The 23740-nt window shown below is 74.6% G+C and carries 21 protein-coding genes; 8 read left to right on the plus strand and 13 right to left on the minus strand.

The features are described 5' to 3' along the window. Positions 1-200 precede the first annotated feature (200 nt). The gene (locus IE332_RS00005) at positions 201-1181 is read right to left on the minus strand and encodes a LysR family transcriptional regulator (RefSeq protein ID WP_189912945.1); all 981 of its coding nucleotides are present in this window, start codon (positions 1179-1181) and stop codon (positions 201-203) included. A gap of 114 nt (positions 1182-1295) precedes the next feature. On the opposite strand from IE332_RS00005, the gene IE332_RS00010 reads away from it, so the two are divergent. Both IE332_RS00010 and IE332_RS00015 read left to right on the plus strand, forming a co-directional pair. Beyond that, complete coding sequence (locus IE332_RS00010; protein ID WP_229928175.1) at positions 1296-2588, plus strand: MFS transporter; 1293 nt, start codon at positions 1296-1298, stop codon at positions 2586-2588. A gap of 9 nt (positions 2589-2597) precedes the next feature. After that, on the plus strand, positions 2598-3077 hold the full coding sequence (locus IE332_RS00015) for a macro domain-containing protein (RefSeq protein ID WP_189912946.1): 480 nt from the start codon (positions 2598-2600) through the stop codon (positions 3075-3077). 87 nt (positions 3078-3164) lie between these two features. Here IE332_RS00015 and IE332_RS00020 read toward each other — a convergent pair whose 3' ends face one another. Beyond that, entirely contained in the window at positions 3165-3737 is a 573-nt protein-coding gene (locus IE332_RS00020; RefSeq protein ID WP_189912947.1) for a GNAT family N-acetyltransferase, read from the minus strand. A gap of 182 nt (positions 3738-3919) precedes the next feature. Between IE332_RS00020 and IE332_RS00025 the strand changes: the two genes are divergently transcribed. Next, entirely contained in the window at positions 3920-4720 is an 801-nt protein-coding gene (locus IE332_RS00025) for a TetR/AcrR family transcriptional regulator (RefSeq protein ID WP_229928176.1), read from the plus strand. A gap of 83 nt (positions 4721-4803) precedes the next feature. Here the strand turns inward: IE332_RS00025 and IE332_RS00030 are convergent, their stop codons facing one another. Together IE332_RS00030 and IE332_RS00035 are read right to left on the minus strand one after the other, a co-directional pair. Then, entirely contained in the window at positions 4804-6084 is a 1281-nt protein-coding gene (locus IE332_RS00030; protein WP_189912948.1) for a GNAT family N-acetyltransferase, read from the minus strand. A gap of 40 nt (positions 6085-6124) precedes the next feature. Beyond that, positions 6125-6646: a GNAT family N-acetyltransferase gene (locus IE332_RS00035; RefSeq protein ID WP_189912949.1), complete on the minus strand. Its 522-nt coding sequence runs from the start codon at positions 6644-6646 to the stop codon at positions 6125-6127. Positions 6647-6841: 195 nt separating this feature from the next. On the opposite strand from IE332_RS00035, the gene IE332_RS00040 reads away from it, so the two are divergent. Then, positions 6842-7165, plus strand: coding sequence for a hypothetical protein (locus tag IE332_RS00040; RefSeq protein WP_189912950.1), 324 nt, complete (start codon positions 6842-6844; stop codon positions 7163-7165). A gap of 48 nt (positions 7166-7213) precedes the next feature. Here IE332_RS00040 and IE332_RS00045 read toward each other — a convergent pair whose 3' ends face one another. The 6 genes from IE332_RS00045 to IE332_RS00070 form a co-directional block, all read right to left on the minus strand. Continuing rightward, entirely contained in the window at positions 7214-8581 is a 1368-nt protein-coding gene (locus IE332_RS00045) for a C40 family peptidase (RefSeq protein ID WP_189912951.1), read from the minus strand. Between the two features lie 240 nt (positions 8582-8821). Then, the gene (locus tag IE332_RS00050; protein WP_189912952.1) at positions 8822-9904 is read right to left on the minus strand and encodes a hypothetical protein; all 1083 of its coding nucleotides are present in this window, start codon (positions 9902-9904) and stop codon (positions 8822-8824) included. 88 nt (positions 9905-9992) lie between these two features. After that, on the minus strand, positions 9993-11816 hold the full coding sequence (locus tag IE332_RS00055; protein WP_229928177.1) for a threonine/serine exporter family protein: 1824 nt from the start codon (positions 11814-11816) through the stop codon (positions 9993-9995). A gap of 206 nt (positions 11817-12022) precedes the next feature. Next, positions 12023-12676 (minus strand): DedA family protein, encoded by a 654-nt coding sequence (locus IE332_RS00060; protein WP_189912953.1) that lies wholly within the window; start codon positions 12674-12676, stop codon positions 12023-12025. A 222-nt stretch (positions 12677-12898) separates the two neighbouring features. After that, on the minus strand, positions 12899-15259 hold the full coding sequence (locus IE332_RS00065) for a tetratricopeptide repeat protein (protein WP_189912954.1): 2361 nt from the start codon (positions 15257-15259) through the stop codon (positions 12899-12901). A 151-nt stretch (positions 15260-15410) separates the two neighbouring features. Beyond that, the gene (locus tag IE332_RS00070) at positions 15411-17315 is read right to left on the minus strand and encodes an ATP-binding protein (protein ID WP_189912955.1); all 1905 of its coding nucleotides are present in this window, start codon (positions 17313-17315) and stop codon (positions 15411-15413) included. 236 nt (positions 17316-17551) lie between these two features. Here IE332_RS00070 and IE332_RS00075 point away from each other — a divergent pair, with 236 nt between their 5' ends. Next, on the plus strand, positions 17552-17875 hold the full coding sequence (locus tag IE332_RS00075; protein ID WP_189912956.1) for a hypothetical protein: 324 nt from the start codon (positions 17552-17554) through the stop codon (positions 17873-17875). 84 nt (positions 17876-17959) lie between these two features. On the opposite strand, the gene IE332_RS00080 is transcribed toward IE332_RS00075, so the two are convergent. Further along, positions 17960-19147 carry a TetR/AcrR family transcriptional regulator gene (locus tag IE332_RS00080; RefSeq protein WP_189912957.1) on the minus strand — a complete coding sequence of 396 codons (1188 nt, stop codon included), beginning with the start codon at positions 19145-19147 and terminating at the stop codon, positions 17960-17962. 283 nt (positions 19148-19430) lie between these two features. Here IE332_RS00080 and IE332_RS00085 point away from each other — a divergent pair, with 283 nt between their 5' ends. Next, positions 19431-20588, plus strand: coding sequence for an acyl-CoA dehydrogenase family protein (locus tag IE332_RS00085; protein WP_189912958.1), 1158 nt, complete (start codon positions 19431-19433; stop codon positions 20586-20588). A 163-nt stretch (positions 20589-20751) separates the two neighbouring features. Here IE332_RS00085 and IE332_RS00090 read toward each other — a convergent pair whose 3' ends face one another. Then, positions 20752-21018, minus strand: a complete 267-nt coding sequence (locus IE332_RS00090; protein ID WP_189912959.1) for a hypothetical protein — start codon at positions 21016-21018, stop codon at positions 20752-20754. A 114-nt stretch (positions 21019-21132) separates the two neighbouring features. On the opposite strand from IE332_RS00090, the gene IE332_RS00095 reads away from it, so the two are divergent. After that, the gene (locus IE332_RS00095) at positions 21133-21450 is read left to right on the plus strand and encodes a cupin domain-containing protein (protein ID WP_189912960.1); all 318 of its coding nucleotides are present in this window, start codon (positions 21133-21135) and stop codon (positions 21448-21450) included. A 36-nt stretch (positions 21451-21486) separates the two neighbouring features. Here the strand turns inward: IE332_RS00095 and IE332_RS00100 are convergent, their stop codons facing one another. Next, positions 21487-22071, minus strand: a complete 585-nt coding sequence (locus IE332_RS00100; protein ID WP_189912961.1) for a TetR/AcrR family transcriptional regulator — start codon at positions 22069-22071, stop codon at positions 21487-21489. Between the two features lie 110 nt (positions 22072-22181). Between IE332_RS00100 and IE332_RS00105 the strand changes: the two genes are divergently transcribed. Next, entirely contained in the window at positions 22182-23738 is a 1557-nt protein-coding gene (locus IE332_RS00105) for an MFS transporter (protein ID WP_189912962.1), read from the plus strand. Positions 23739-23740 lie beyond the last annotated feature (2 nt).

The raw sequence follows: 23740 nt of genomic DNA on the forward strand, positions 1-23740 counted from the left end.
CCTGGTCCCACCACGCAGACCTCCATGCCGCTTGACCTCAAACGTCATGGGGTGTCTGACCCGGTCACCTCGCGCGGCGGGCCCGAGCCCGCCCCCACGAGCACCGCCCCTGCCCATCCCCCCTGGGCAGGGGCGGCCTCCTTTTCCGGGCGCCCCGGGCCGTCCTTCCTTCACCCGACGCGCCGGCGGTCCGTCCGCCCTCAGCGCGCCGGCAGCAGCGCCGCGTCCGCGTCCGGCAGCCAGCTGCCCGGCGGGCGGCGCAGCCAGCCCCCGGCCGCGCCCAGTGCGCCCGCCGCGTCGGCCAGCGCGCGCAGCCCCGGGTGGTGCTCGCCGGGCCGGTGCACCAGGCTGACCAGGCTCAGCGGCACCGGGTCCACCAGCGGCACGTTCACCGTCCCGGGGATCCTCGGCCCGCCGACCGTGGTCAGCATCGGATCGCCGTGCCGGGCGAGGTAGCGGGCGGTCTCGTCCACGCCCACCGGTGGGACGTACGGGTCTGCCGCCGTCAGGCCGTGCTCGCGCAGCAGCCGGGCGCCGAGGTCGGCCCACTCGGTGGTGGCCGGGTTGCCCGCGCAGATGTCGACGGGGTGTCCGGCCAGCTCGGCGAGGCGCAGCGCCGGGCGGCCCGCCAGCGGGTGGGTGTCCGCCATCATCACCGAGACCCGTTCCAACCGGACCGGCCGCTGGACGAGTCGGCCGCGCACCGGGGCGGGCAGTCCGGCGAACCGGCCGAAGGACGCGTCCAGCCGGTGGGCCAGCAGTTCGGCGGCGGCCGCCGCCAGGCCGCCGTGGAAGCGGGCCAGCAGCTCGCCTTCGGGCCAGGCCGCGCGGGCCCGTTCGAGGACCCGGTCGGCGGTGAGGTCCGGGCCGGTGACGTCGCTGTTGAGGTCCAGCAGCAGCGGACGGGCGGCGGCCCCGGCGCCGGCCTCGGCGAGGATCTCGTCGTGCAGGGCGAGGAGCCGGCGGACCCCGGGCAGCAGCCGCCGTCCGGCCGGGGTGAGCTCGACGCTGCGGGTGGTGCGGGTGAACAGCTCCGTGCCGAGCAGCCCCTCCAGGGTGCGGACGTCCCGGCTGAGCGCCTGCTGGGCGATGTGCAGCCGCTCGGCGGCCCGGCCGAAGTGCAGGGTCTCGGCGGTCGCGACGAAGCCGCGGAGCAAGCGGGGGTGCAGGTCACGGGGCATGGGCGGCAGATTAACAACACCGTGTTGTCAGTGCGGCGGAACAGGTGTTGGACGGCGGCCCGCGAGCGCGGCCAGGCTGTGGGGCATCCCCCTTCGTCCTGTTCAGGAGCCCGCTTGCCCCCGCGCGCCGTCCTCGCCTCCTACCGCCGCCTGTTCGCCGCCCCCGGCGCCGCCGCCTTCACCCTGGCCGGGCTGCTCGGCCGGCTCGCGCTGTCGATGACCGGCGTCTCGCTGGTGGTGCTGCTCTCCGAGCGGCGCGGCTCGTACGGGCTGGCCGGGACGGTCTCGGCGGCCGGCCTGGCCACCGGCGCGATCGGGATGCCGCTGATCGGACGGCTGGTGGACCGGTACGGGCAGTCGCGGGTGACGGTGCCGGCCGCGCTGTACAACGCCGTCCCGCTCACCGGCCTGCTGCTCTGCGTCCGGTTCGGCGCGCCGGACTGGACGCTGTACCTGTGCGCCGCGGCCGGCGCCGCCGCACCCAACCTCGGCGGCATGGCCCGGTCCCGCTGGGCGCACCTCTACCGGGACGACCCGGGCGCCCGCCACCTGGCCAACTCCTTCGAGCAGGCGCTGGACGAACTCTGCTTCATGGCCGGGCCGGTGCTCGCGATGCTGCTCTGCACCACGCTCGCCCCGGAGGCCGGCCTGGCCACCGCCACCGCCGTCGGCACCGCCGGCGCCCTGCTGTTCGCCGCCCAGCGGCGCACCGAACCGCCGCTGCCGCCCGCGCCCCCAGCTGCGGAGCGGCACGGGTCGCCGCTGCGGGTGCCCGGGTTGCGGGTGCTGGTGCTGACCTTCCTGGCGACCGGCGTGGTCTTCGGTACGACCGAGATCACCACCGTGGCGTACGCCGACGCGCTCGGGCACAAGGCGGCGGCCGGGCTGCTGCTGGCCCTGTTCGCGGCCGGATCCTGCGTGGCCGGGCTGCTGTTCGGACTGCTGACGCCGCGCCGGGCACCGGGCACGCGGTTCCTGCTCGGCGCGTCGGCGATGGCCGGGGTGCTGCTGCTGCCGCTCGCCGCCGGACTGGGCGGGGCCGGGCTCGGGGTGCTCGGGGCGCTGCTGTTCGCGGCCGGCACCGCCACCGCGCCGACCATGGTGACCGGCATGACGCTCGTCCAGGAGCTCCTGCCGCGGCGGCAGTTCAACGAGGGGATGGCGATGGCGGTGTCCGGCATCGTGGTCGGCATCTCGGCCGGTGCGGCGCTCGCCGGGACGGTCGCCGAGCGCACCGCGCCCGGCACCGGCTACGCGCTGCCCGCCTCGGCGGCCGCGCTGGCGCTGCTGATCGCGCTGGCCGGACGGCGGCACCTGCGGACGGCCGGGCCGCGCGCCACGGCGGGTGCCGCGGCCGCCTCCGGTGCGGCGGAAAATGCCGAGCGGGTTGTCAGTGCCTCCGTCTAACGTCGAGTCATGGCAGAAATCACCTACGTCCGAGGCGATGCCACCGCGCCCCGCGGCAAGGGCGTGAAGGTGATCGCGCACGTCTGCAACGATCTCGGCGGCTGGGGCAAGGGCTTCGTGCTCGCGCTCTCCAGACGCTGGCCCGAGCCCGAGGCCGCGTACCGACGCTGGCACCGGGAGCGGGCGAAGAACGACTTCGGGCTCGGCGCCCTGCAGCTGGTGCAGGTCGAGCAGTACGTCTGGGTGGCCAACCTGGTCGGCCAGCGCGGCATCCGGACGGGTCGCTCCAGCGGGGTGCCGGTCCGGTACGAGGCGATCGACGCCGGGCTGGCCGCACTGGGCGGCCGGGCGCTCGAACTCGGCGCCTCCGTCCACATGCCGCGGATCGGCTGCGGACTGGCGGGCGGGCGCTGGGAGAGGGTCGAGCCGCTGGTCACCGACCGGCTGACGGCACACGAGGTGCCGGTGACGGTCTACGACGTCGACTGACCCGCCCCGGCTCCCCGGCCACCACCGCGCCCGGAGCCAGCACCACTCGGCCCACCACCACTCGGCCCACCCGTGCCCGGGCCGCCCCTACTCGGACCCGCCCTCCACCGACCCACGACCCGACGACGCCGGCCGGCCCGGCCAGGCGTACACGTACTCGGGCAGCAGGAACCCGCCCGGGAAGACACCCTCCTGCGCCCGGACCCGCACAGCGCCCTCACGCTCGTAGAAGGCGATAGCCCGGGTGTTGTCGCGCAGCACCTCCAGGAAGAGCTCGGCCCCGGAGTGCTGCTCGGCGACATGGGCGCGGGCCGCGGTCAGCAGCGCGCGGCCGATGCCGCCGCCGGTCAGGCCGGGGCGTACGTGCAGGTTGTCGATCAGCACCCGGCCGTCCGGTTGCGGGACGAGGTAGACGAAACCGGCCGTCCGCCCGTCCAGTTCGGCGACCAGCAGCTCGGGCGTGTTCCCCGGCTCGCCGTAGTCCGCGTCCAGGCGCAGCTCCCACAGCTCGCGCCGCTGGGCGGCCATCCCGTCACCGAGCCCCTCCTCCGGGACGATCCCCCGGTAGGTGGTGCGCCAGCTGAGCGCGTGCAGCTCGGCGATGGCCCCGGCATCCCGTACATCGCCGCGCCGGATCGTGACCTGCCCTGAACCGATCATGTGACCAGCCTCCCACAGAGATGGAGTTGAACATGTTCAACCGAAGCGTCTACAGTTCTGCCAGGATTTTGAACGTGTTCGAATCACGGGGGGTGGTGTTCGTGGCACCGGGTGTGGAGGGGGCATCCGGTGCCACGAACACCGACACCGGATGGAACCTCGTCTCCGGCTAGGCTCGTGGCGTGGACGACCTGGCAGCGACGAACCGAACGGACGGCGAGAACGGTACGGCCGAGGACCCGGCCGCACCCGGCACGGAGGGCGGGCCCATGCCCGGCGGCCGGGCGCAGCCGAAGACCGACAAGAGTGAGGCGACCCGGGCCCTGATCCTGGAGACGGCCATGCGGCTGTTCCAGGAACGAGGCTACGAGAAGACCACCATGCGCGCGATCGCCACCGAGGCGGGCGTCTCGGTGGGCAACGCCTACTACTACTTCTCGGCGAAGGAATTCCTGATCCAGGGGTTCTACGACCGGATGACCTACGACCACGCGGCCGACGCCAAACGCCGCATGGCCGGCACCCGGGACTTCTCGGAGCGGCTGCAGATCGCGCTGGAGTCCTGGCTCGACACCGCCGCGCCGTACCACGAGTTCGCCGCGCAGTTCTTCCGGACGGCCGCCGACCCGACCAGCTCGCTGAGCCCGTTCTCCAACGAGTCGCACCCGGCGCGGGCGACCGCCGTGGAGCTGTTCCGCGAGGTCCTGCAGGGCTCGGAGCTGGCGCCCAAGCTGGACGCCGAGCTGGTCGAGCTGCTGCCCGACGTGCTCTGGCTGCACCTGATGGTCGTGGTCCTCTACTGGGTCTTCGACCGGACCGAGGACACCGAGCGGACCCGGGAGTTCGTCCGCCGGTCCACCCCGATGGCGGCCCGGGTGATCAACCTGTCGCGCTACCGGGTGTTCCGGCCGATCGTCCGGGACGCCAAGGGCCTCATCCAGGACTTCATCCTGCCCACCATCGGCAAGACGGCGATCAAGTAGCGCCCGCCGACGACGAATCGGAGACGGGAGGCCGGCCCCTTCGCGGGGCCGGCCTCCCGTCGTGCCGGGCGGATGCGGGCGGCTCAGAACATGTCCGGGTTCCAGGCCTGCAGCGGCGTGCGCAGCAGCAGGTCGACGGCGGCCGCCGCCCCCGGGCGCAGCTCGGTGACCAGTGCGGCCGCGGCCAGCCTCGGGGCCGTCTCCGCGCCGAGGTAGAGCGAGCCCAACTCCGAGGCGCCGAGGGCGAGGTCGGCGTCGTCCGTGGTGCGGGTGCAGCGGCCGGTGCCGTCCGCGGCGACCTCCAGCGCCCAACGCCCGGACGCGAAGCCGAGCTTGTCGTCCACCTCCAGCACCACCCGGCCGGCGGTGCCGTACGTCCGGGCGCCGAACGCGGCCTCGACGTCCAGCACGCGCAGCCACATGAAGTCGGAGCTGTCCTCGTGCGGGGTGGCCGCGCGCCGGTCCTGGAGCAGCAGCGGCAGCGGGTCGTCCGGGGAGGCGTTGTCGATCGCGACCCGGGCCACCCAGTCGACGGACAGCAGGAAGCGCCAGAGCTCGACCGTGGTCGGCAGGTCGAGGGCGGTGAACTCCTCGACGGTGAGCGTGCAGTCGGGGTAGGCGCCGTCCCACTTGTCGTCGATCCGGTAGGCCACCAGACCGGTGACCGTGCCGTCGGCGTCCCGGTGGACGGCTGCGAAGGGCTCCTTGAAGTCGGAGCCCGGCATCCGGACCTCGCCGGTGGCGCGCTGCCACCACAGTTCGTCGCGGTCGATCGCGCCCGGCCGGGTGCGCCGCCAGCGCTCGTGCAGGCCGGGCCCCAGCTCGCGCACCTCGGCCATCGTCACGAAGTCGATCCGGCCGCCGGGCACGCCCGGCAGGCCCTCGCGCAGGCCCCGGGTGCGGCGCAGGTCGACGCGCCAGCCGGCGCCCCGGGTGGCCGGGCCGAAGCCGAACCGGCCGTAGATGTTGTACTCGGCGGCGATCAGGATGGCGACCGCCGTACCGCGCTCGGCGGCGGCCGCGAGGTCCTGGCGCATCATCGTGCTGAGCACGCCCCGGCGGCGGTGGGTGGCGCTGACCGTGACGTTGGTGACGGCGTCGGCCGTGATGACGGCCCCGCCGGGGACGGTCAGTTCGGCGTCGTAGCTGCGGAAGGTGGCGATCTGGCGGCCGCCGTCGAAGCCGGCGAGCATCCGGCCGGACTCCCACTGCCGGCGGCGCACGTCCTCAGCGGAGCCCACGTGCGGGCGCAGGAAGCCGAGGGCCAGGGCGCGGTCCCAGGCCGCCACCTCGTCCTCGGTGACCGCCCGCACCACGAGCCCGTTCACGGTGTCGACGGACGTGTGATCGCTGCTGTTGCCCATGGGGCCACGGTACGGCGGCCCCCCGGCGGCGGCACCTGATTTATTCCGTGCCCGACCCGATGTGCTCGCCCGGCACCACCACCCAGTGGTTGGTGCGCAGGACCCGGTCCGCGAAGTCCACGTCCCGCTCGCCGAGCAGCCGGAAGCCGAGCGCCCGGCAGATCCCGTTGGACGGACCGTTGGTCACACCCGGATTGGCGTGCACCTCGCCCCAGCGGCCGTCGGCGGCGGCGAGGTCCAGCACCCGGCGGACGGCCGCCTTGGCCAGGCCGCGGCCCTGGTACCCGGGCAGCACCATCCAGCCGATCTCGGAGACCCGCTCGCCGTCCTCCTCGTCGGACCAGAGGTTGACCGAGCCCGCGACCGCGCCGTCCTCGGTGCCGTCCGGGACGATCAGCTTGACCCAGAAGCGGTCCTCCGCCACCGCGGCGACGTCCTTGCGCAGCCTGGCCTCCACCAGCTCCCGGGGCAGCGGACCGCCCAGCTCGGTCATCATCACCGGGTCGCAGCGCATCCGGACGTACGCCTCGACATCCCCCACCCGCACATCCCGCAGCAGCACGACGCCTCCTCAGATCCTCGGAACGGTACGCGCGGCCACGCTAGCGCCGACCCCTGACAACCGGCCCCTGACAACCGGCCCCCGACAGTCGACCCCGACCGCCGCCCCCGGCAGCCGACCCCCGGCATCGGCGTGCGGGTGCCCTGCTGGCATCCTCGGTGCCGGTTCAGGTACGGACGATCTCCCGGGGGCACGATGGACGACGAATACCTGCGCAAGCTGAAGGAGTACGAGGGCCGGAGCGGCCTCGTGAAGGCGCTGGGCGCGCTGACCGTGCTCGGCTGGGCCTGGGCGGCCTGGCTGGTCCTCTCCCCGGTCGGCGGGGACTGCGGCTCGCCGGCCTTCTACGAACCGCTCGGCTTCCACCTGCGGGAGCTGTGCGACGCCCAGGTGATCGGCCGGATCGGCGGGGCGGTCGCGGTGGCCCTGCCGACGCTCCCGCTCGGCGCCGCCTGGGTCTGGACCGGCCTGGGCCTGCGCGCCCGCCGGGAGGAACTGGGCACCCTGCTCGGCCGGTAGCCCGGGCGGCGCTGCCACTGGGGCCCGGCCCCGGCGGCCGTCTCCGGGTCAGGGCCGGGCGTAGAAGTCCGGGGTGCCCATGATCCAGAGGCTGGCCTGCTTGATCGGCATGCCCGCGCGCGGGGCCTCGATCATCTGGTCGTCGCCGATGTAGAGCCCCACGTGGAAGATGTCCGCGGCGCGGCCGGTGTCCGTCCAGAACACCAGGTCCCCGGGGCGCAGCTGGCGGTAGCCGATCCGGGTGCTCTGCGCGTACTGGTCGGCGGCGAAGTGGTTGAGCTGCCGGCCGCCCTCGCGCCAGGCCATCATCGTCAGCCCCGAGCAGTCGTAGCCGGCCGGGCCCTCGCCGCCCCAGACGTAGGGCAGGCCGATCTTGGACTTGGCGAAGGCGACCGCGGCGGCCGCGCCCTCGGCGGACCACGGACGCTCGGCGGGTGGCACGGCGGGCGGGGCGGCGGCGGCCTTGGCGGCGGCCGCCGCGGCTTCGGCGGCCTCGGCCTCCCGCGCGGCCTGCTCGGCGGCGGCCCGGGCGGCGGCCTCGGCCTCGCGGGCGGCGATCGCCTCCAGGGCCTCGCGGCGCTCGCGCTCCAGCGCGACGGTGGTGTTCCGGGCCGCGGCCAGCTCGGTGAGCAGCTGCTCGCGGCGCCGGCCGACGGCCGCCAGCTCGCCCTGCTGGGCGGCCAGCCGCTGCTCCGCCCGCGCCCTGGCCGTGCCGACCTCGACGGCGGCCTTCTCGGCGGCCTCGGTGGCGGTCCGGGCGGCGGCGGAGGCGCTCCTGGCGGTGGCGGCCGTGGAGGTGGCGGCGTCCAGGATCTGCCGGGTGCGTTGGCTGACCACGCCGACCACGGCGGCGCGGTCGCCCGCCTCGCGCGGGCCGTGGGCGCCGAGCAGCGCGTTGAAGGCGGACAGTTCGGCGCCCGCGCCCTGCCGGTACGTCTCGGCGGCGAGCCGGGCCGCGTCCTCGGCCGCGGCCGACCGCTCGGCCTCGGCGGCGGCGGCCCGCTGCGCGGCGGCGCTCTCCTCGGCGCGGGCCCGGGTGAGGGCGAGCCGGGCGCCGTTGTAGGCCTCGACGGCCTGCTCGGCGCCGCGCCCGGCCCGGTCCAGCTCGGTCCGGGCGGCGGTGAGGGCGGTTTCCAGGGCGGCGGCCGAGGCGGCCTTGCCCTCGGCCGCGGCCCGGGCGCGGTCGATCTCCTCGGTGCTCGGGTAGGGCTCCTCGCCCCGGGCCGGCCCGACCACCGGGCCGCCGGTGGCCGGATCGCCGACCGTCGGTCCGCCGGACGCCTGATCACCCGCCGCCGGATCGCCGGCCACCGGTTCGCCGGTCGCCGGGGCCAACGGGGCGGCCTGGGCGGCGGGGAGCAGCCCGAGCAGGGCGGTGAGCGTCAACAGGAGGGTCGGCAGGAGCCTGCGCGCCACGCGACATCCCTTCGAACGGGTCCGGAGGGGACGGCGGCGGACGGTGCGCGGCGCACGGGCGGACGGCGGCCGGGCGACAGGGAATCCGACGAATCATCCCATCACGTGACAGAGCGGTCACATGACGCTCATGTTCTCAATTCCGGCGGCCTTCACACCCGGAAAAGCCTCCGCCGATCGAGTGACCATCGGATGATCTGACCAGGGCTCAACTCCAGGCGGACGCCCAGGGTATACGAACTACCGGCGGATCCGGCGGGTGTGCGTCCGCAGCCGGGGGTGTCGCTCGGGCCGGCGCTCCAGCCCGGTCGGGCCGACCGCGTAGGTCCGGCTCCGCCCGGCCCGGACCGCACGGCGACGCTGCTGCGCCCGGTGGGTGCGGACCGGACCCGCCGCACCTGCCCCGTACGCCTGGCCGTCCCCGGCCGGGGCCTTCGCCGTCGCCCCGGCGGCGGCCGCCGAGCGCCGGTCGGTCAGCCGGGCCTGGCGGCGGGCCAGCGCCCGGGCGGCGTGCGCGTCGAGGTGGGCGCTGGCCCGGGCCGCCATCCGCTCGGCCACCCGGTGGGCGGCGGGATGGCTGGCGGGCACCTTGTCGGGAGCGCCGGCGATCAGGTCGAAGAGCCAGGTGCGGGCCCGGTCCGCACGCCGGTGCAGCAGGCGCTCACGCCGCAGCGCACGCGCCCGGCGCCGGGGGCGCGTGGTGTACAGCCAGCGGGCCCAGGGGCTGCTCGGCCGGGCCAGCCGGATCGCGCCGATCCAGGACAGGCCGGGCACCATGATCCCGAGCAGGCCGGTCCACACCTTGCCCTTGAGCAGGGTGATCACCGAGGCCAGCGCGTTCACCGAGATCACCGTGATCACGCCCCACTTGGTGTCCTCCCCGGGCAGCGCGCCGAACGGCACGTACCCGATCAGCAGCAGGGCGGTGAACAGGATCCCGAAGATCACCGCGTCCACCGACTTGCGGCCCTGCTCGCTCCAGTACACGTCGTCCAGGTGCAGGATCAGCGCGAACTCGTCCAGCACCAGGCCGCAGCCGATGCCGAAGGCCAGCCCGAACCAGTCCATCCAGGGCTGCCCGCCGTAGGTGGCGAACACCCCGATGCCGCCGAGCAGCAGGAAGCCCAGACCGAACACCATGTGGTGGATGTGCAGGCCGCCGGGGGTCACGTTGCCGGGCCACCAGCGCACCTTCGCCCGGATCATCCGGACGCTGAACCGGATGAAGACGAAGGACGTGATGAAGCCGACCAGCAGCAGGAACAGCGGTTGCTTGTGCGCGTTGACGATGTGCTCGCGGTAGCCGTCCAGCAGTGTGGTCATGGGTCTTACCTTCGTTCCTGGTCCTGCGTCCTGCCTGCGGTGACATGGCCCGGGGCCCGACGGGGCCCCGACACCGGTCAACGCGCGGTCAGAACCCTCGGGTGCGCTTGGCCGCGCGGCGCGGCACCGCCGGGTAGAGCGACGGGAGCTCGGCGCCGACCGGCAGCTTCAGGAAGAGCCGGGCGATCTCCCCGCCCAGGTTCACCCCGACGGCCAGCGCCATCGCGATCGCCGCCGCCCGGAAGACCGACACCAGACCGGCGCTGGAGTGCCCCTGGGCGAAGGCGAGCATGCCGAGGTACAGCGCCGAACCCGGCATCAGCGGGCCGATCGCGGCGGTCACGTACGGCAGCGCCGAGTCGTTGCGGTAGCGGGCCATCAGCTGCCCGAAGAGGCCGACCAGGCCGGCCGCCACCCCGGTCGCCGCGATCGGGTTGACGCCCGCGTTGTAGACCAGCGCGCCGTAGCTGGCCCAGCCGATGCCGCTGTTGACCGTGACCAGCGCGAGCGTACGGCGGTCGGTCTGCAGCAGCGTCGCGAAGGCCAGGGTCAGCAGCATCGCGGCGACCATCTGGACCGGCGGGTAGTTGATGCCCACCAGGCTCTCGTCCGGCCTCAGCTTCGCCTCGAAGCCGACGCCCAGGTAGAGGATCACCATGACGCCTATCACGATGCCCGCGACCAGGTAGATCACTTCCAGCAGCCGGGCCGCGGCGGTGATGTAGAAGCCGGTCAGGCCGTCCTGCACGGCGGCCACCAGGGCGCGCCCGGGCAGCAGGGCGAACAGGCCACCGGTGATCACGACCGAACCGCGCAGGCCCCAGTCGTTGAAGGACAGGATGATCCCGGAGGCGGCCGCCGGCATCGCCGCCGCCACGAACTGGTAGAACTCCGGCAGCCGGCGCCGGGCCAGCGCGGACGCCAGCCGGTCGCCGAGGACGGCCGCCACGAAGGCGCTGGCGAAGACCAGCCAGGCCTTGTCGTCGATCCGCCCGCCGACCAGGAAGGTCGCCGCGCCGGCCAGCAGACCGGTGGTCAGGGCGAGGAACCAGGCCGGGTACGGGTGCCGGTTGCGGCGGATCAGGGCGAGCCGGCGGTAGGCGTCGTTGACCGTCACCTTCTCCGCGGTGATGTCCGCGACCAGCACGTACACCGCGTTCAGCCGGGTGTAGTCGGAGGTGCGTCGGCGCACCACCCGGTCGGCGGTGACCGGCGGCTCGACCAGCGACGGCTGGTGCGAGATGCCGATCAGGGTGAAGGTCACCTGCGGCTCGCAGCGGTCCAGCCGGTAGGCGTGGGCGATGCCGAGCATCGCCGCCTCGACGTCCTCGGCGGCCTCGCCGCTGGCCAGCAGCAGCTCGCCGATGCGCAGGGTCAGGTCGAGGATGCGGGGGACGTTGCGGGCCGCGGCGGCGGAGGGGTGCATCTCCCGGGCGGTCCGCTCGAAGGCCGGGCGCTCGGACATCGGGGTGCGCAGCAGCGTGCGCATCCGGTCCGGCCACGGCGCCTCGCCCGGGCCGCCGGCGGTCAGCTCGGGGATCGGGATGCCGGTGGGCGGGGTGTAGCCGGCCGCCCGCCACTCCTCGGGGGTGAGGGTGTCCTCGGCGACCGAGCGGCGGCGGGCCGGGCGGGCGTTCCCGGGGTGCGCGCCCTCGGGGCGGGTGTCCCCGGGTCCGGCGTCCTCCGGGCGGGCGTCCCGGGGACGCAGGTCGATGGTGAGCTCGGGGTGCGGCTCGACGGGCGCGACCGGCTCCGGCGCGACCGGCTCCGGCGCGACGGGGTCGGGCTCGGGCGTCAGCAGGCCCCTGGTCTCCGGGACGGCCGGGGCGTACGGGACGACGGTGCTCGGCTCGACGGGCGGGGCGGGGTGACCGAGCAGGCCCTCGGTGGGCGGGGCGTCGGCGGGGTGCACCGGCGTCGGGGGTGTCTGCCGTGTCCCGCGGACCGCCCGGCCTCCCCTCGCCCGCTTGCCCGCACCCGGTCGGCCCCGCTTAGGCACTTCCGCTCCTCGCCGCCCCTGGTGGCCGTCGGCCACCGCTCGATCTCGGGTTACACCATGCCTGATCGAACAGCCGGACGCACATGTACGCGACGTCCCGGGCCGGGGGCGGCGGGCGCCTACCCGGCGCGGTGGCGGTCGGCGGTCGCCGCGCCGGACCGGCGGGCCCGGAGCAGTTCGACCGCCACCGGGACCACCGAGACCAGCACGATGCCGACCAGGATGGCCTCGATGTTGTCCCGGACGAACGGGATCTGCCCCAGGAAGTAGCCGAGCACGGTGACCCCGCCGCCCCACAGGACGCCGCCGACCAGGTTGAACACCACGAAGGAGCGGTAGTTCATCCTGCTCACCCCGGCGACGATCGGGGTGAAGGTGCGCACGATCGGCACGAAGCGGGCGAGCACGATCGCCTTGGGCCCGTGCCGGTCGAAGAAGGCGGCGGCCTTCTCGACGTTCTCCTGCTTGAAGACCCGGGAGTCTGGGCGCCGGAAGAGGCCCGGCCCGACCTTGCGGCCGAAGAGGTAGCCGACCTGGTCCCCCGCCACCGCGGCGGCCACGATCAGCGCGCAGACCAGCCAGAGCGGCTGGTGCAGGTAGGTGCCGCCGGCCACCAGCAGGCCGGTGGTGAACAGCAGCGAGTCGCCGGGCAGGAAGAAGCCGATCAGCAGACCGGACTCGGCGAAGACGATGGCCAGGATGCCGACCAGGCCGAAGGTGGAGATCAGGGTGGTCGGATCGAGCCAGGACGGGCCGAGGGCGAGGCTGGTCACGGTGCGGGCACTCCGGGAGGTCGGGTCTTGGCAATGAAATGGTAAAGCATTGACAAAGACTCGACCTTTCCCCGAATGGTTCCCGGACGGTGACGTGCGCGAACGCGAGCGCACCGGGACTGCGGACGCACCGGAACGGAGCTCACCGGGAACGCGCCCGGCCCCGGCGGGGGCCCGGGAGGGGCCGGCCCGCCGGGGCCGGAAGGGGTGGGAGCGGGAGGGTCAGAGGCCGTAGCGCTCGACGATCTCCTCGTGCCGCGCGAGGTCCGCGCCGGCCGCCTCGGCCAGGGCCGGCCAGGCGAGCGGGTGCGGCCAGTCACCGGTCAGCCGGTGCAGCAGCGCGTCGGCCTCGGCGGCCGAGGCGGTCGGCGGCACCCCGAAGGCCGCGTAGATCCCGGGCAGCGACTCGTCGTCGTCCGCCGGGTCGGTGATCCGGTAGTGGTCCCCGCTGTACGCCCAGACCGCGAACCCGGCCTCCTGCAGCCGCTCGCGCAGGGTGGCCCACGGTTCGTCGCCGGGCCAGCCGCCGTCGATCCAGTAGGTGGTGTACCCCGCCGGGTCGAGCAGGGTGAGCAGCTCGAACACCGGCCGCCAGCGCCGCCGCTCCTCCTCGGGGGCGTCCTCGGCCGGCGGCTGCTCCAGCAGCGCGGGGGCGAAGACCACCACGTCGCCGTGGTTGAGCGTCAGGTCGTCGCCGAGCACCGGCAGGATGCGGGCGGTGGCCGGGCCCGTCCGGACGGCCGGCAGGTCGGCCGTCGCGCCGTTGGTCCGGGTGGCCCGGACGGTGACCAGCTGCCACTCCTCCTCCACCGGACCCTCGGGCTCGTCGAACTCGATGCCGAGCAGGCCGCCGGCGGAGCGGACCGCGGCCCAGTCCCGGTTGGCGCTGGCCGCGGTCATCAGGTGCCAGAGGTCGCCCTCCTGGACCCGCCGGTGGCCCTCCTCCTCCGGGGCGTCGTCGTCGGAGGGCAGGGCGCGCTCCAGCAGCTCCTGGTAGAACCGCTGCGCGGCGGCGTGGTCGCCCAGTTCGGTGGCGGCGCGGGCGGCGAGGCGGCGGGTGTTGAGCACCGCGTCGTCCAGCGCGAGGATCGCCCCGCACTGCTCCAGCACCTCCGTCCAGCGGCTCTCGGCGGCGGCCCAGCGGGCGCGTATCCAGTGGGCGTCGGCCGGGGCCGTGGCGGCGAGGCGGTCGGCGAGGCGGCGGACGCCCTCGGCGTCCCGGGCCTCGATCAGCATCTCGCCGAGCGTGGCGGTCAGCTCCCGGTCGCCCGGGTCGGCCTCCAGCCGCTGCCACAGCAGGTCGGCGCCGGCCCGGGCGTGGCCGAGGCCGCCCAGCACGGTGGCCAGGAGCACCGCCAGACCGGTGGCGCCGGCCGGCTCGCCCCGGTACCGGTCCAGCGCGACGGAGAGCAGGTCCGCGCCGGTCTCGAAGGGCACCTCGGCCTCGGCCAGGTACGCCGTCAGCTCGCCCGGCGGGAAGGGCAGCTCGGGCTGCGGCAGCGCCTCGGCGGCCGCGCGCAGGGCGGCGACCTCCTCCGACACGCCGTCGGTGCGGCGCAGCCTGGTGAGCTTGCGCTCCCCGGTCGCGGCGAGCGTCAGCGCCACGGTGCGGGCGCCGCGGGCGAGGGCGAGCCGGCCCGCCGCCAGCAGCAGGTCCACGCACGGGCGGTGCGCGCCGACGCCGTCCAGGTAGCCGACCCAGCCGGCCAGTACGGCGCCCAGTTCGGCGTCGTTCTCCCAGGCTCCGGCCGCGACCAGCAGCTCGACGGTCTGCGTCCAGGCCGGCCGCAGGTCGGCGTGGGCCTCGGCCTCGGCGCGGTCGGGGAGCAGGGCGAGCGCCTCGTCCGTCCGGCCGAGCGCGGCGAGCGCGCGGGCCCGCAGCAGGGCGCCCCAGCGCTGGTCGCGCTCGTCCAGCTGACGGTCCTGGGCCTGCTCGGCCCGCTCGGCGGTGTCCAGCAGCTCCAGCACCTCCTCGTACCGGCCCAGCAGGTGCAGGGTGCCGGCCCTGGCCTGGTGGAAGCGGAGCGAGACCCGCTGGCCGGCCGCCCGCATCCGGTTGGCGGCGGTGTCCAGGTGGTCGAGCGCCTCGGCCGCGCGGCCGTCGTCCTCCAGGGCGTCGGAGTACTCGCGGGAGAGGCAGTCGTAGCAGGCCCGGCCGGGCTCGATCCGGTCGAGCGTCTCACCGACCACCTCGAGCCGCTCGGCCACGTACCCGGGCCCGTCGACCCGGGCGTGGCAGATGGCGAAGTCCTGCACCACGCAGACGGACTGCGGGCAGCCGGCGGTCTCCTCCCGGTGGGCGAAGTCCAGCAGGTCGATCACCTCGGGCATGACCGTCTCGCCCTGCTGGCGCTTGTTCAGCAGGTTCTGCATCCGCCAGTGGCGCAGGTAGACCTCGACCCAGGGCAGGTCGAGCGCGCGCGCGGCGGCGACCGCCTCGGGGTAGAGGGCGTCCAGCTGGTCGTTGTGGCCCTCGGTGGCGTGCTCGGGCAGCTCGACGATGGCGTCGGCCAGCCGGTGGTGGCCGGCCTCGGCCAACTGCCGGTGGGCGTCGCGCACCCAGGACCAGATGTCGGTGGTCATGCTTCTTCCCCCTGCGTCGTGCTGATGACTGGTCTACCGCGGACCACTGACAAGCGGGTCGCCGACCAGTGGGTTACTGACGAGCAAGTCACTGACAAGCGAGCCACCGGCAAGCGAGTCACCGGCAAGCGAGTCACTGACAATCCGGCGGTCACGCTTCCCCCGACAGGGCGCCCGGGCTGTCCGGGACGTCCGGCAGGCCGGCCGGGACGGCCGCGGTCAGGGCGGAGACCGCGGTGCCGACGCCGGTCAGCGCCGCGGTGAGGTCGCCCTCGGCGGGGCCGGAGGAGGCCGCGGCCATGATCACCTTGAGCGAGCGGAGCAGCCCGGCCGCGGTGGCGCTGCCGGTGTGCCCGGTGCGGTAGGCGGCGAGCAGGTCCTGGACCGCCGGGCAGGCCAGGTTGAGGTAGAGCCGGGCCCTGACCTCGCCGTCGGTGCGGGCGGTGAAGGCCCGGGCCAGCCGCAGCGCGGCGGACGGGATCCGGGCGTCCGCCTGGTCGTCCTCGATCCGGGCCTTGAGCTCGGCCTCGCGGTCCGGCACCAGCACCAGCGGCAGGCCGGGCGGGTCGAAGCGGGCCGGGACGAGCTGCTCGCCGCGGTCGGCGAGGGCGCCGGCCAGCCAGGCCGCCTCGCCGTCGGGCAGCGGCCGCTCCGGGTCCCGGAACAGCTCGCGGTTGCCCTGCTCGCTGCCCAGTTCGACCAGCCGGCAGCCGCGCAGCTGGGCGTAGCGGCGCAGGAAGGGCAGGACGGCGTAGCGGTCGCCGCGCGCGATCGGCACCCGCATGGCCCGGTACAGCATCTCCTCGAAGCCGCCGCCGCTGCCGAGCGCGACGTGCACGGCTCCCCCGCCGGCGGCGCGCAGCGCCCCGGCGGTGAGGTCGCCCTGCGAGGTGGGCACCGGGACGTCGTCGGCGAGCAGGGTGAACAGCCGCTCGTCGCAGAGCGCGGCGCCGAGCAGGTCCTGGCCGTGCCGGGTGAGGATGCGTCGCCAGGCGGCGGGCCGCAGCCGGGCGGTCTCGTACAGGCCGTCCACGATGGCGTCGGTGAGGGCCTTCTGGAGGGCCCGGTAGTGCTCGTCGCGCTGGAGGTCCTCGCGGCTGGCGGTGGGGGTGAGCCGGCTGGACTCGACCACGCCGCCGATGAACCCGGCCCAGCCGGGCAGCAGGTCGCGGGCGTCGTCGGCGAGCAGCATGCCGCGCAGGTAGACGGCGAGGTCGCGGTTGTCGCTGCTGCCGTAGGTGCCGCCGTCCTGGACCCAGAGCAGGCCGATCGCGTCGGTGGCGTCGTCGGCCGGGTGGACCGGGAAGGCGGTGAGCGGCTCGAAGCGGCGGCCGAAGGCGGTGGCGAAGCGCATCCGGGCGGCGTGCTGGTCGCCCTCCACTCGCTGCCGCCAGGGCACCTCGACGGAGTTGACGGGCTGCTCGTCCTCGCCGACGTAGACCGGGATCGGCAGCAGCACGCAGTAGCGGCCGAGGACTTCGCGCAGGGTGTCCTCGTCGGCGAGGTGCGAGTGCTCGGCCTTGACCGCCAGTTCGACCACGGTGCCGGGGCGGGGCCGGGCGGGCACCGGCTCGACCCGGTACTGCTCGCCGCCGCGGCTGCGGTAGCGGTGGCCGAGCCCCGGTTCGCGGTGGGAGGTGGTGGTGACGGTGACCTCGTCGGCGATCGAGAAGGCCGACAGGAAGCCCAGCCCGAAGGCGCCGATCAGCTCCTGGTTCCCGGTGAGTTCGCGCAGCATCCGGGTGTAGCCGGTGCCGACGGTGGCGAGGTAGGAGTGGATCTCGGGTTCGGTGAGTCCGGCCCCGGTGTCCTCGATGGCGACGGTCCGCCGGGCGGCGTCGGCGCGCACCCGGATCAGCGGACGGTGCTCGCCCTCCGGGTCCTCCAGGAGCCGGCGGGTGTGCGAGTCGTGCGCGTTCTGGACGAGTTCGCGCAGGGCGACCAGCGGGGTGGAGTAGAGGTGGGTGGCGAGGACGTTCACCAGGCCGCCGAGGTCGACCTCGGTCGTCCGCAGCTCCTCGGCGGGGGTGGGCTGGGGCGGGGCACCTTCAGACATGGGTCCTCAGTGTGCCAGTGCGACAATCTGCCGACCATTTCTTTCTTCCCGACGGAATGACGGTCTCCGGTCAACCCCGAATTGACCGGGGCGCCACCATCGGAGGAATTGCCACCCATTCGGTGGAGTCCGTCCCCACCGCTGGTGAATGCTGAGCGGGCGACGTCAGGCAACGGCGCTCCGGAGCGGCCACTCCGACCGCGCCACCATTCGCACTTCAGTCCAGGGAGACCAGCGTGTCCCGTATCCGCGCAGCCGCAGCCGTCACCGCCCTCGGGGCGTTCCTCCTCGTCGGCCTCGGCGCCGCCACCGCGCACGCCGACAACGGCGCCGGCGCGATCGACCACTCCAACGGGAGCGTCGTGAGCAACGTCGGCTCCGGCAACATCATCGGCAACGTCCACGGAAACGTGGTCAACACCCAGCAGACGGCCACCGGTTCGGGCGCGAGCAACCAGAACAACGGCCTCGCCGTGACCGGCAACGGCGGGAACGTCGGCGCCCTGCAGGGCAACGGCAACGTCGACGCCCGGGTGTACTACCCGCACGTCCTGTACTAGGTCTCTCGCCGCGGCCACCGGGCCGGGTGCCCGTCCCGTCACCACGGGGCGGGCACCCGGCCCGCGCCGTACGCCCGGCTCCGCTCAGGAGACCCCGAGCACGGCCCGGCCGAGCCGGAGCAGGCAGTCCCCGAGGTCCGGCCGGGCGCTGTGCGGGCGGTTCCGCACCCCGTCGTTGACCAGCGCGAACAGCGCGTGCACCCGGATCCGGGCGGTCGCCGCGTCGTACTCCGGACGCACCTGCCGCAGCAGGACGACCCAGGTGCGCAGGAAGTCCCGCCGGAAGTCCACCGCGGCCCGGCGGTCCGGCGGGGCCAGCCGCTCCGTCTCGCTGAGCATCGCGCCCAGGTAGTCGCCGTTGCGCAGCGCGAAGCCGACGTAGGCGCCCAGCCCGGCCGCCAGCGCCGCCCCGGGCCCGTCGGCGGCCGCGATCGCGCCGTCCACCTCGTGCCACAGCCGCTCGCGGCTGCGCACCAGCGAGGCGGCGAGCAGGTGGGCCTTGCTGTCGAAGTGCCGGTACACGCTGGGGCCGGAGATGCCGACGGCGGCGCCGAGTTGGTCGGTGCTGACGTTGTCGAAGCCGCGCTGGTGGAACAGCCGGACGGCCGCCGCGAGCAGCTCCTCCCGGCGCGCCTGCGGCCGCGCCTCGGTCGGCGGCCCGGCCGGGGGTGCCGCTGCGGGCCCGGCCGGGGGTGCCGCCGCGGGCCCGGCCGCCGCCGCACCGTCCAGCGGGACCGCGAGAACGGCCGCGACCAGCTCGCGCAGCAGCGCCTCGGCCCGACGCGGCTGCGGCGCGGCCGACTGGTAGGACAGCCCCGCGCAGACCGAGAGCGCCGACCAGCAGAGCAACTCGGCGTCGGGGGCGGCCAGTCCGGGACGCTCGGCCCGCAGCACGGCGGTCATCAGGGCGACGTCCGCGCGCAGTTCGCGGCGCAGCGCGGCCCGCCGGGCCGGCGGCAGCAGCCGGGCGTCGCGCTGCACCAGGGTGCCGAGCGGGCGGTGGCCGACCGCGACGGCGGCCAGGGCGGCACCGACCTCCCCGGTGGTGCCGGCCGCGCGCAGGGCGTCGGCGAGGGCGTCCAGGCCCAGGCGGACGGCGCGGTCGAGCAGTTCGGGCTTGCCGCGGAAGTGCCGGTAGAGCGCGGGCGCGGTGATGCCGACCCCGGCGGCGACCTCGGTCATCGAGACCTGGTGGTAGCCGCTGCGGTGGAAGCGGTCGGCGGCCACGGCGAGGATCTGGGCACGCCGCCCGGGCGGCCGTCGGACCACCATGACGCGTCTCCCTCCCGTCCGGCCGGGCACCCGCCCGGTCACGTCCGGTCCTGTCCCGTCCTGTCCCGTCCGGTCCTGTCCTGTCCGGTCCGGTCCCGTCCAGGCCCGTCCGGGCTTCGACCGAAGGCTAGCAAGGATTCACTTGAAGCCCCCGCCGGCCTCGTTCTCCGGGCCGGACGACGCTGGACAGCCGAAGCTACCCGGGATTAACTTGTGAGGCCATCACCTGGTACGTTCCGCCCCGCCGGCAGCTCCGGCCGGCACCGTCGAAGGGAGCGCCGCCGTGCGCCGCACCGTGTTCAACGAGGACCACGAGGCCTTCCGGGAGACCATCCGGGACTTCATCGCCAACGAGGTCGTCCCGGTCTACGAGAGCTGGGAGGCCGAGGGCCACCCGCCGCGCGACTTCTACCGACAGCTGGGCGAACTCGGCGTCTACGGCATCGAGGTGCCCGAGGAGTACGGCGGCGCGGGCGAGAGCGGCTTCAAGTACCAGGCGGTGGTCGCCGAGGAGGTCGCCCGGGCGGGTGTGAGCTTCGGCTCCTCCGGCGTGCACACCGGGCTGGTGCTGCCGTACCTGCTGGAGTACGCGAACGAGGAGCAGAAGCGGCGCTGGCTGCCCGGCTTCGTCTCCGGCGACATCATGACCGCGATCGCGATGACCGAGCCGGGCGCCGGCTCCGACCTGGCGGGCATCACCACCACCGCGCGGCTCTCCGAGGACGGCACCCACTACGTCCTGAACGGCGCCAAGACCTTCATCACCGGCGGTGTCCTGGCCGACCTCGTCCTGGTGGTCTGCCGCACCGCGCCGTACGACCCGGACAACCGCCGGGCCGGCCTCTCCATCCTGTGCGTGGACACCACCTCGCCCGGCTACACCGTCGGCCGCAAGCTGCAGAAGATCGGCCTGCGCACCTCGGACACCGCCGAGCTGGCGTTCAGCGACGTCCGGGTGCCGGTGGAGAACCTGCTCGGCGAGGAGGGCAGGGCCTTCTCCTACCTCACCCACAACCTGGTGCAGGAGCGGCTGGCGATCGCCGTCGGCGCGTACGCGGCGTCCGCGGCGGCGGTGCGGTTCGCGGTGCAGTACGTCAAGGACCGCAAGGTGTTCGGCAAGGCCGTCGCCGAGTTCCAGAACACCAAGTTCACCCTGGCCGACTGCGAGTCCCAGGTGGTGGCGCAGCAGTCCATGGTGGACCGCGCGCTGGAGCTGTACCAGAACGGCGAGCTGACCGTGGCCGACGCGGCCGCGGCGAAGCTGTTCTGCACCGAGTCCGCCTCCACCGTGATCGACAAGTGCCTTCAGCTGCACGGCGGTTACGGCTACATCCTGGAGTACCCGATCGCCCGGCTCTACACCGACAACCGGGTGTTCCGGATCTATGGCGGCACCAGCGAGGTCATGCGCAGCATCGTCGCCAAGTCGCTGGGCCTGTAGGGCCGTTCAGTCCGACGGCGCGTCGGGCCGCACCCCCATGGCGGCCCGCCGCGCCGTTGCCCGACGCGCCGTTGCCCGACGCGCCGTTGCCCGACGCGCCGTTGCCCGGCGCGCCGGTCGCTCGGCGACGCTGCCGCCCAGCGCACCGCGGACCGCCGTGGGTTCAGTTGGGCGAGCTGTGCTCGGAACGCCAGGCCTGCCAGCCGGCCGTGGACGCCACCCGCGCCTCGTGCAGGGCCCGGTGGGCCATCGCGGTCGGCGGGGTCTCCCGGCTGCGCAGCCAGTCGCGGCAGGCCACGGCCAGCGCCGAGCACATCAGGACCGCGCCGGTCGCGCCGAGCACCGCGCCGATGCCGCCGAGCACCGCGCCGCCGACCAGCTGCGCGCGGTTGACCTGGAATCCGTCGAGGGGTCTCTCGTTGATCGCCATGCCTCCACGATGCGGGCAGTCGGCGGGGCCTGCACCTCGGACCGCCCGGCCGCTCCGGGTGCGGGACGCCGGGGCGTCCGCGACCCTGGGCAGACGGAGTGAGGAGGCGGCGCGATGCCCGATCTCGAACAGCTCGCCGTGGAGCACGCCGCTCTGGCGGCCGAGAGCCCGCACGGGCGCAGCGCCCATCTGGTGCTGCACGACGGCCTCCTACGGCAGACCGTGATCGCGCTGACCGCCGGGACGGCGCTGGACGAGCACAACCCGCCCACCGCGGGGAGCGTCCAGGTGCTGCGCGGCCGGGTGTCGCTGACCATCGCCGGCCGGCGGCTGGAACTGCCGGCCGGTCGACTGGAGCCCGTCCCGCAGGAGCGGCACGGGCTGCTGGCGCACGTCGACTCGGTGGTGCTGCTGACTGCCGTCACCACCTGACGCCCGGGCCAGGGCGTCAGGCCGAACCCGGGTCGCTCAGCCGGAGTTCAACACGCTGCCGCTGACCAGCCGCAGTCCGCGCAGGAAGTCCGCCCCGCTGGGGGCGAGTTCGGGTGCGGCCAGCCACTGGGCGGCGTAACCGGCCAGCAGGGTCTGGTAGAAGGCGCCGCGGGCGAGCTCCTCCTCGGTCTCCACCACCTCGGGCAGCCCCTGGAACAGCGCGGCGAGCCCCAGCCGGCCTTCCTTCTGCGCCCCCGCGAAGGCCTGCGCCAGTTCGGGGGCGTGCGCGGCCTGCGCGAGCGCCTCGAACTGGGCCGCCCAGAGTCCGCGGTGCTCGACGAAGACGTCCCGGAGGCCGTCCCAGACGGCGGCGAAGCGCTCCTCCGGATCGTCCGACACCTGGTTGGCGGCGACCACGACCGCGCCCAGGGCCGTCCCCATATCGCCGATCGCCTCGATCATCGCCGCGTTGAGCAGCGCGTCCTTGGAGCCGAAGTGGTAGCCGATCGCGGCCAGGCTGACTCCGGAGGCGGTGGCGATGTCACGGGCGGTGGTGCGCCCGTAGCCCTTCTCGTACAGGCAGCGCTTGGCACCGGCCATCAGGTCTTCGCGGTTTCCCATGCCCTCGATCCTACGGAACGGCTGCACAAATGTCTTGCACGGATGTCTCGCACGACCGATTTAGACATACGTACTAGACAAGCGTCTGACACGTCCGTACTGTCTTCCCCATGACCGCAACCACCGGCCGCGCAGGCCGTCGCGAATGGATCGGCCTGGCCGTCCTCCTCCTCCCGACCCTCGTCCTCTCCATGGACATGGGCGTGCTCTTCTTCGCCGTCCCGTTCATCTCCACCACGCTGGCGCCCAGCGGCACCCAGCAGCTGTGGATCATGGACATGTACTCGTTCCTGCTGGCCGGACTGCTCATCACGATGGGTGCGCTCGGCGACCGGATCGGCCGCCGCCGGCTGCTGACGATCGGCGCCGCAGGCTTCATCGGCGCCTCGCTGCTGGCCGCCTGGTCGCACGACGCGAACCAGCTGATCGCGGCCCGCGCCCTGCTCGGCACCGCCGGGGCCACCGTGATGCCCTCGACCCTCGCACTGATCCGCAACATGTTCCACGACCCCAAGCAGCGGCAGGTCGCCCTCGGCGCCTGGGGCGGCGTGCTCACCGCCGGTGCCACCCTCGGCCCGGTCGCCGGCGGCCTGCTGCTCGACCACTTCTGGTGGGGCTCGGCCTTCCTGCCCGCCGTCCCGGTGATGGCCCTGGTGCTGCTGGCCGCGCCCGCCCTGCTCCCCGAGTACCGCTCCCCCGCCCGCGTCGGCCGCTTCGACCTGCTCGGCGCCGCACTCTCGCTCACCGCGATCCTGCCGCTGGTCTACGGCGTCAAGACCGTCGCCGTCGAGGGCTGGAGCCCGCTGCCCGCGCTCGCCCTCGCGGCCGGTCTGCTGCTCGCCGCCGCCTTCGTGTGGCGCCAGCGCACCGCCGCGAACCCGCTGCTCGACCTCAGCCTGTTCCGGATCCGCACCTTCAGCGGTGCGATCAGCGTCAACACCATCGCGATGTTCGCGATGATGGGCTTCTCCCTCTTCACCTCGCAGTACCTCCAGCTGGTCAAGGGCATGAGCCCGCTGACCGCCTCGCTCTGGTCGCTGGTGCCGAGCGTGGGCGTCGGCGCGGCGGTCGGGATCAGCTCGGCGCTGGCCGGCAAGGTCCGCCCGGCGGTGCTGATGGGCGGCGGCTTCCTGATCGGTGCGGCGGGCTTCGCGATGATGACGCAGGTCGGCGCGCACTCCCCGCTGGCGCTCATCCTCACCGCGGCGGGCGTGCTCGCCGCCGGCACCGTCGGCACCATGACGATGACCGCCGAGATGGTCGTCTCCGCCGCCCCGGTCGAGCAGGCCGGCGCCGCCTCCGCCATCTCCGAGACCGCGGTCGAGCTGGGCAGCTCGCTCGGCATCGCCCTGCTCGGCGCGGCCGGCGCCGCGGTCTACCGCCACCAGCTGGACGGCGCCCTCCCGGCGGGTGTCGGCGGCGAGGCCGCCCGGACCGCCCAGGACACCCTCGGCGGCGCGGCCACCGTCGCCGCCCAGCTGCCCGGCCGGATCGGCGCCGACCTGCTGGAGACCGCCCGGACCGCCTTCACCGACGGCCTGCACGTCGCCGCCGGCGTCGGCGGGGTCCTCGCCCTCGGCGCCGCGCTGCTGGCCTACCGCCTGATGCGCCACCTCCCGGCCGCCGCCCCGGCCGAGGCCACCGAGCCCGAGCCCGCCACCGTCTGACC

It is taken from the genome of Kitasatospora xanthocidica, from assembly GCF_014656195.1.
Classification (GTDB): Bacteria; Actinomycetota; Actinomycetes; order Streptomycetales; family Streptomycetaceae; genus Kitasatospora; species Kitasatospora xanthocidica.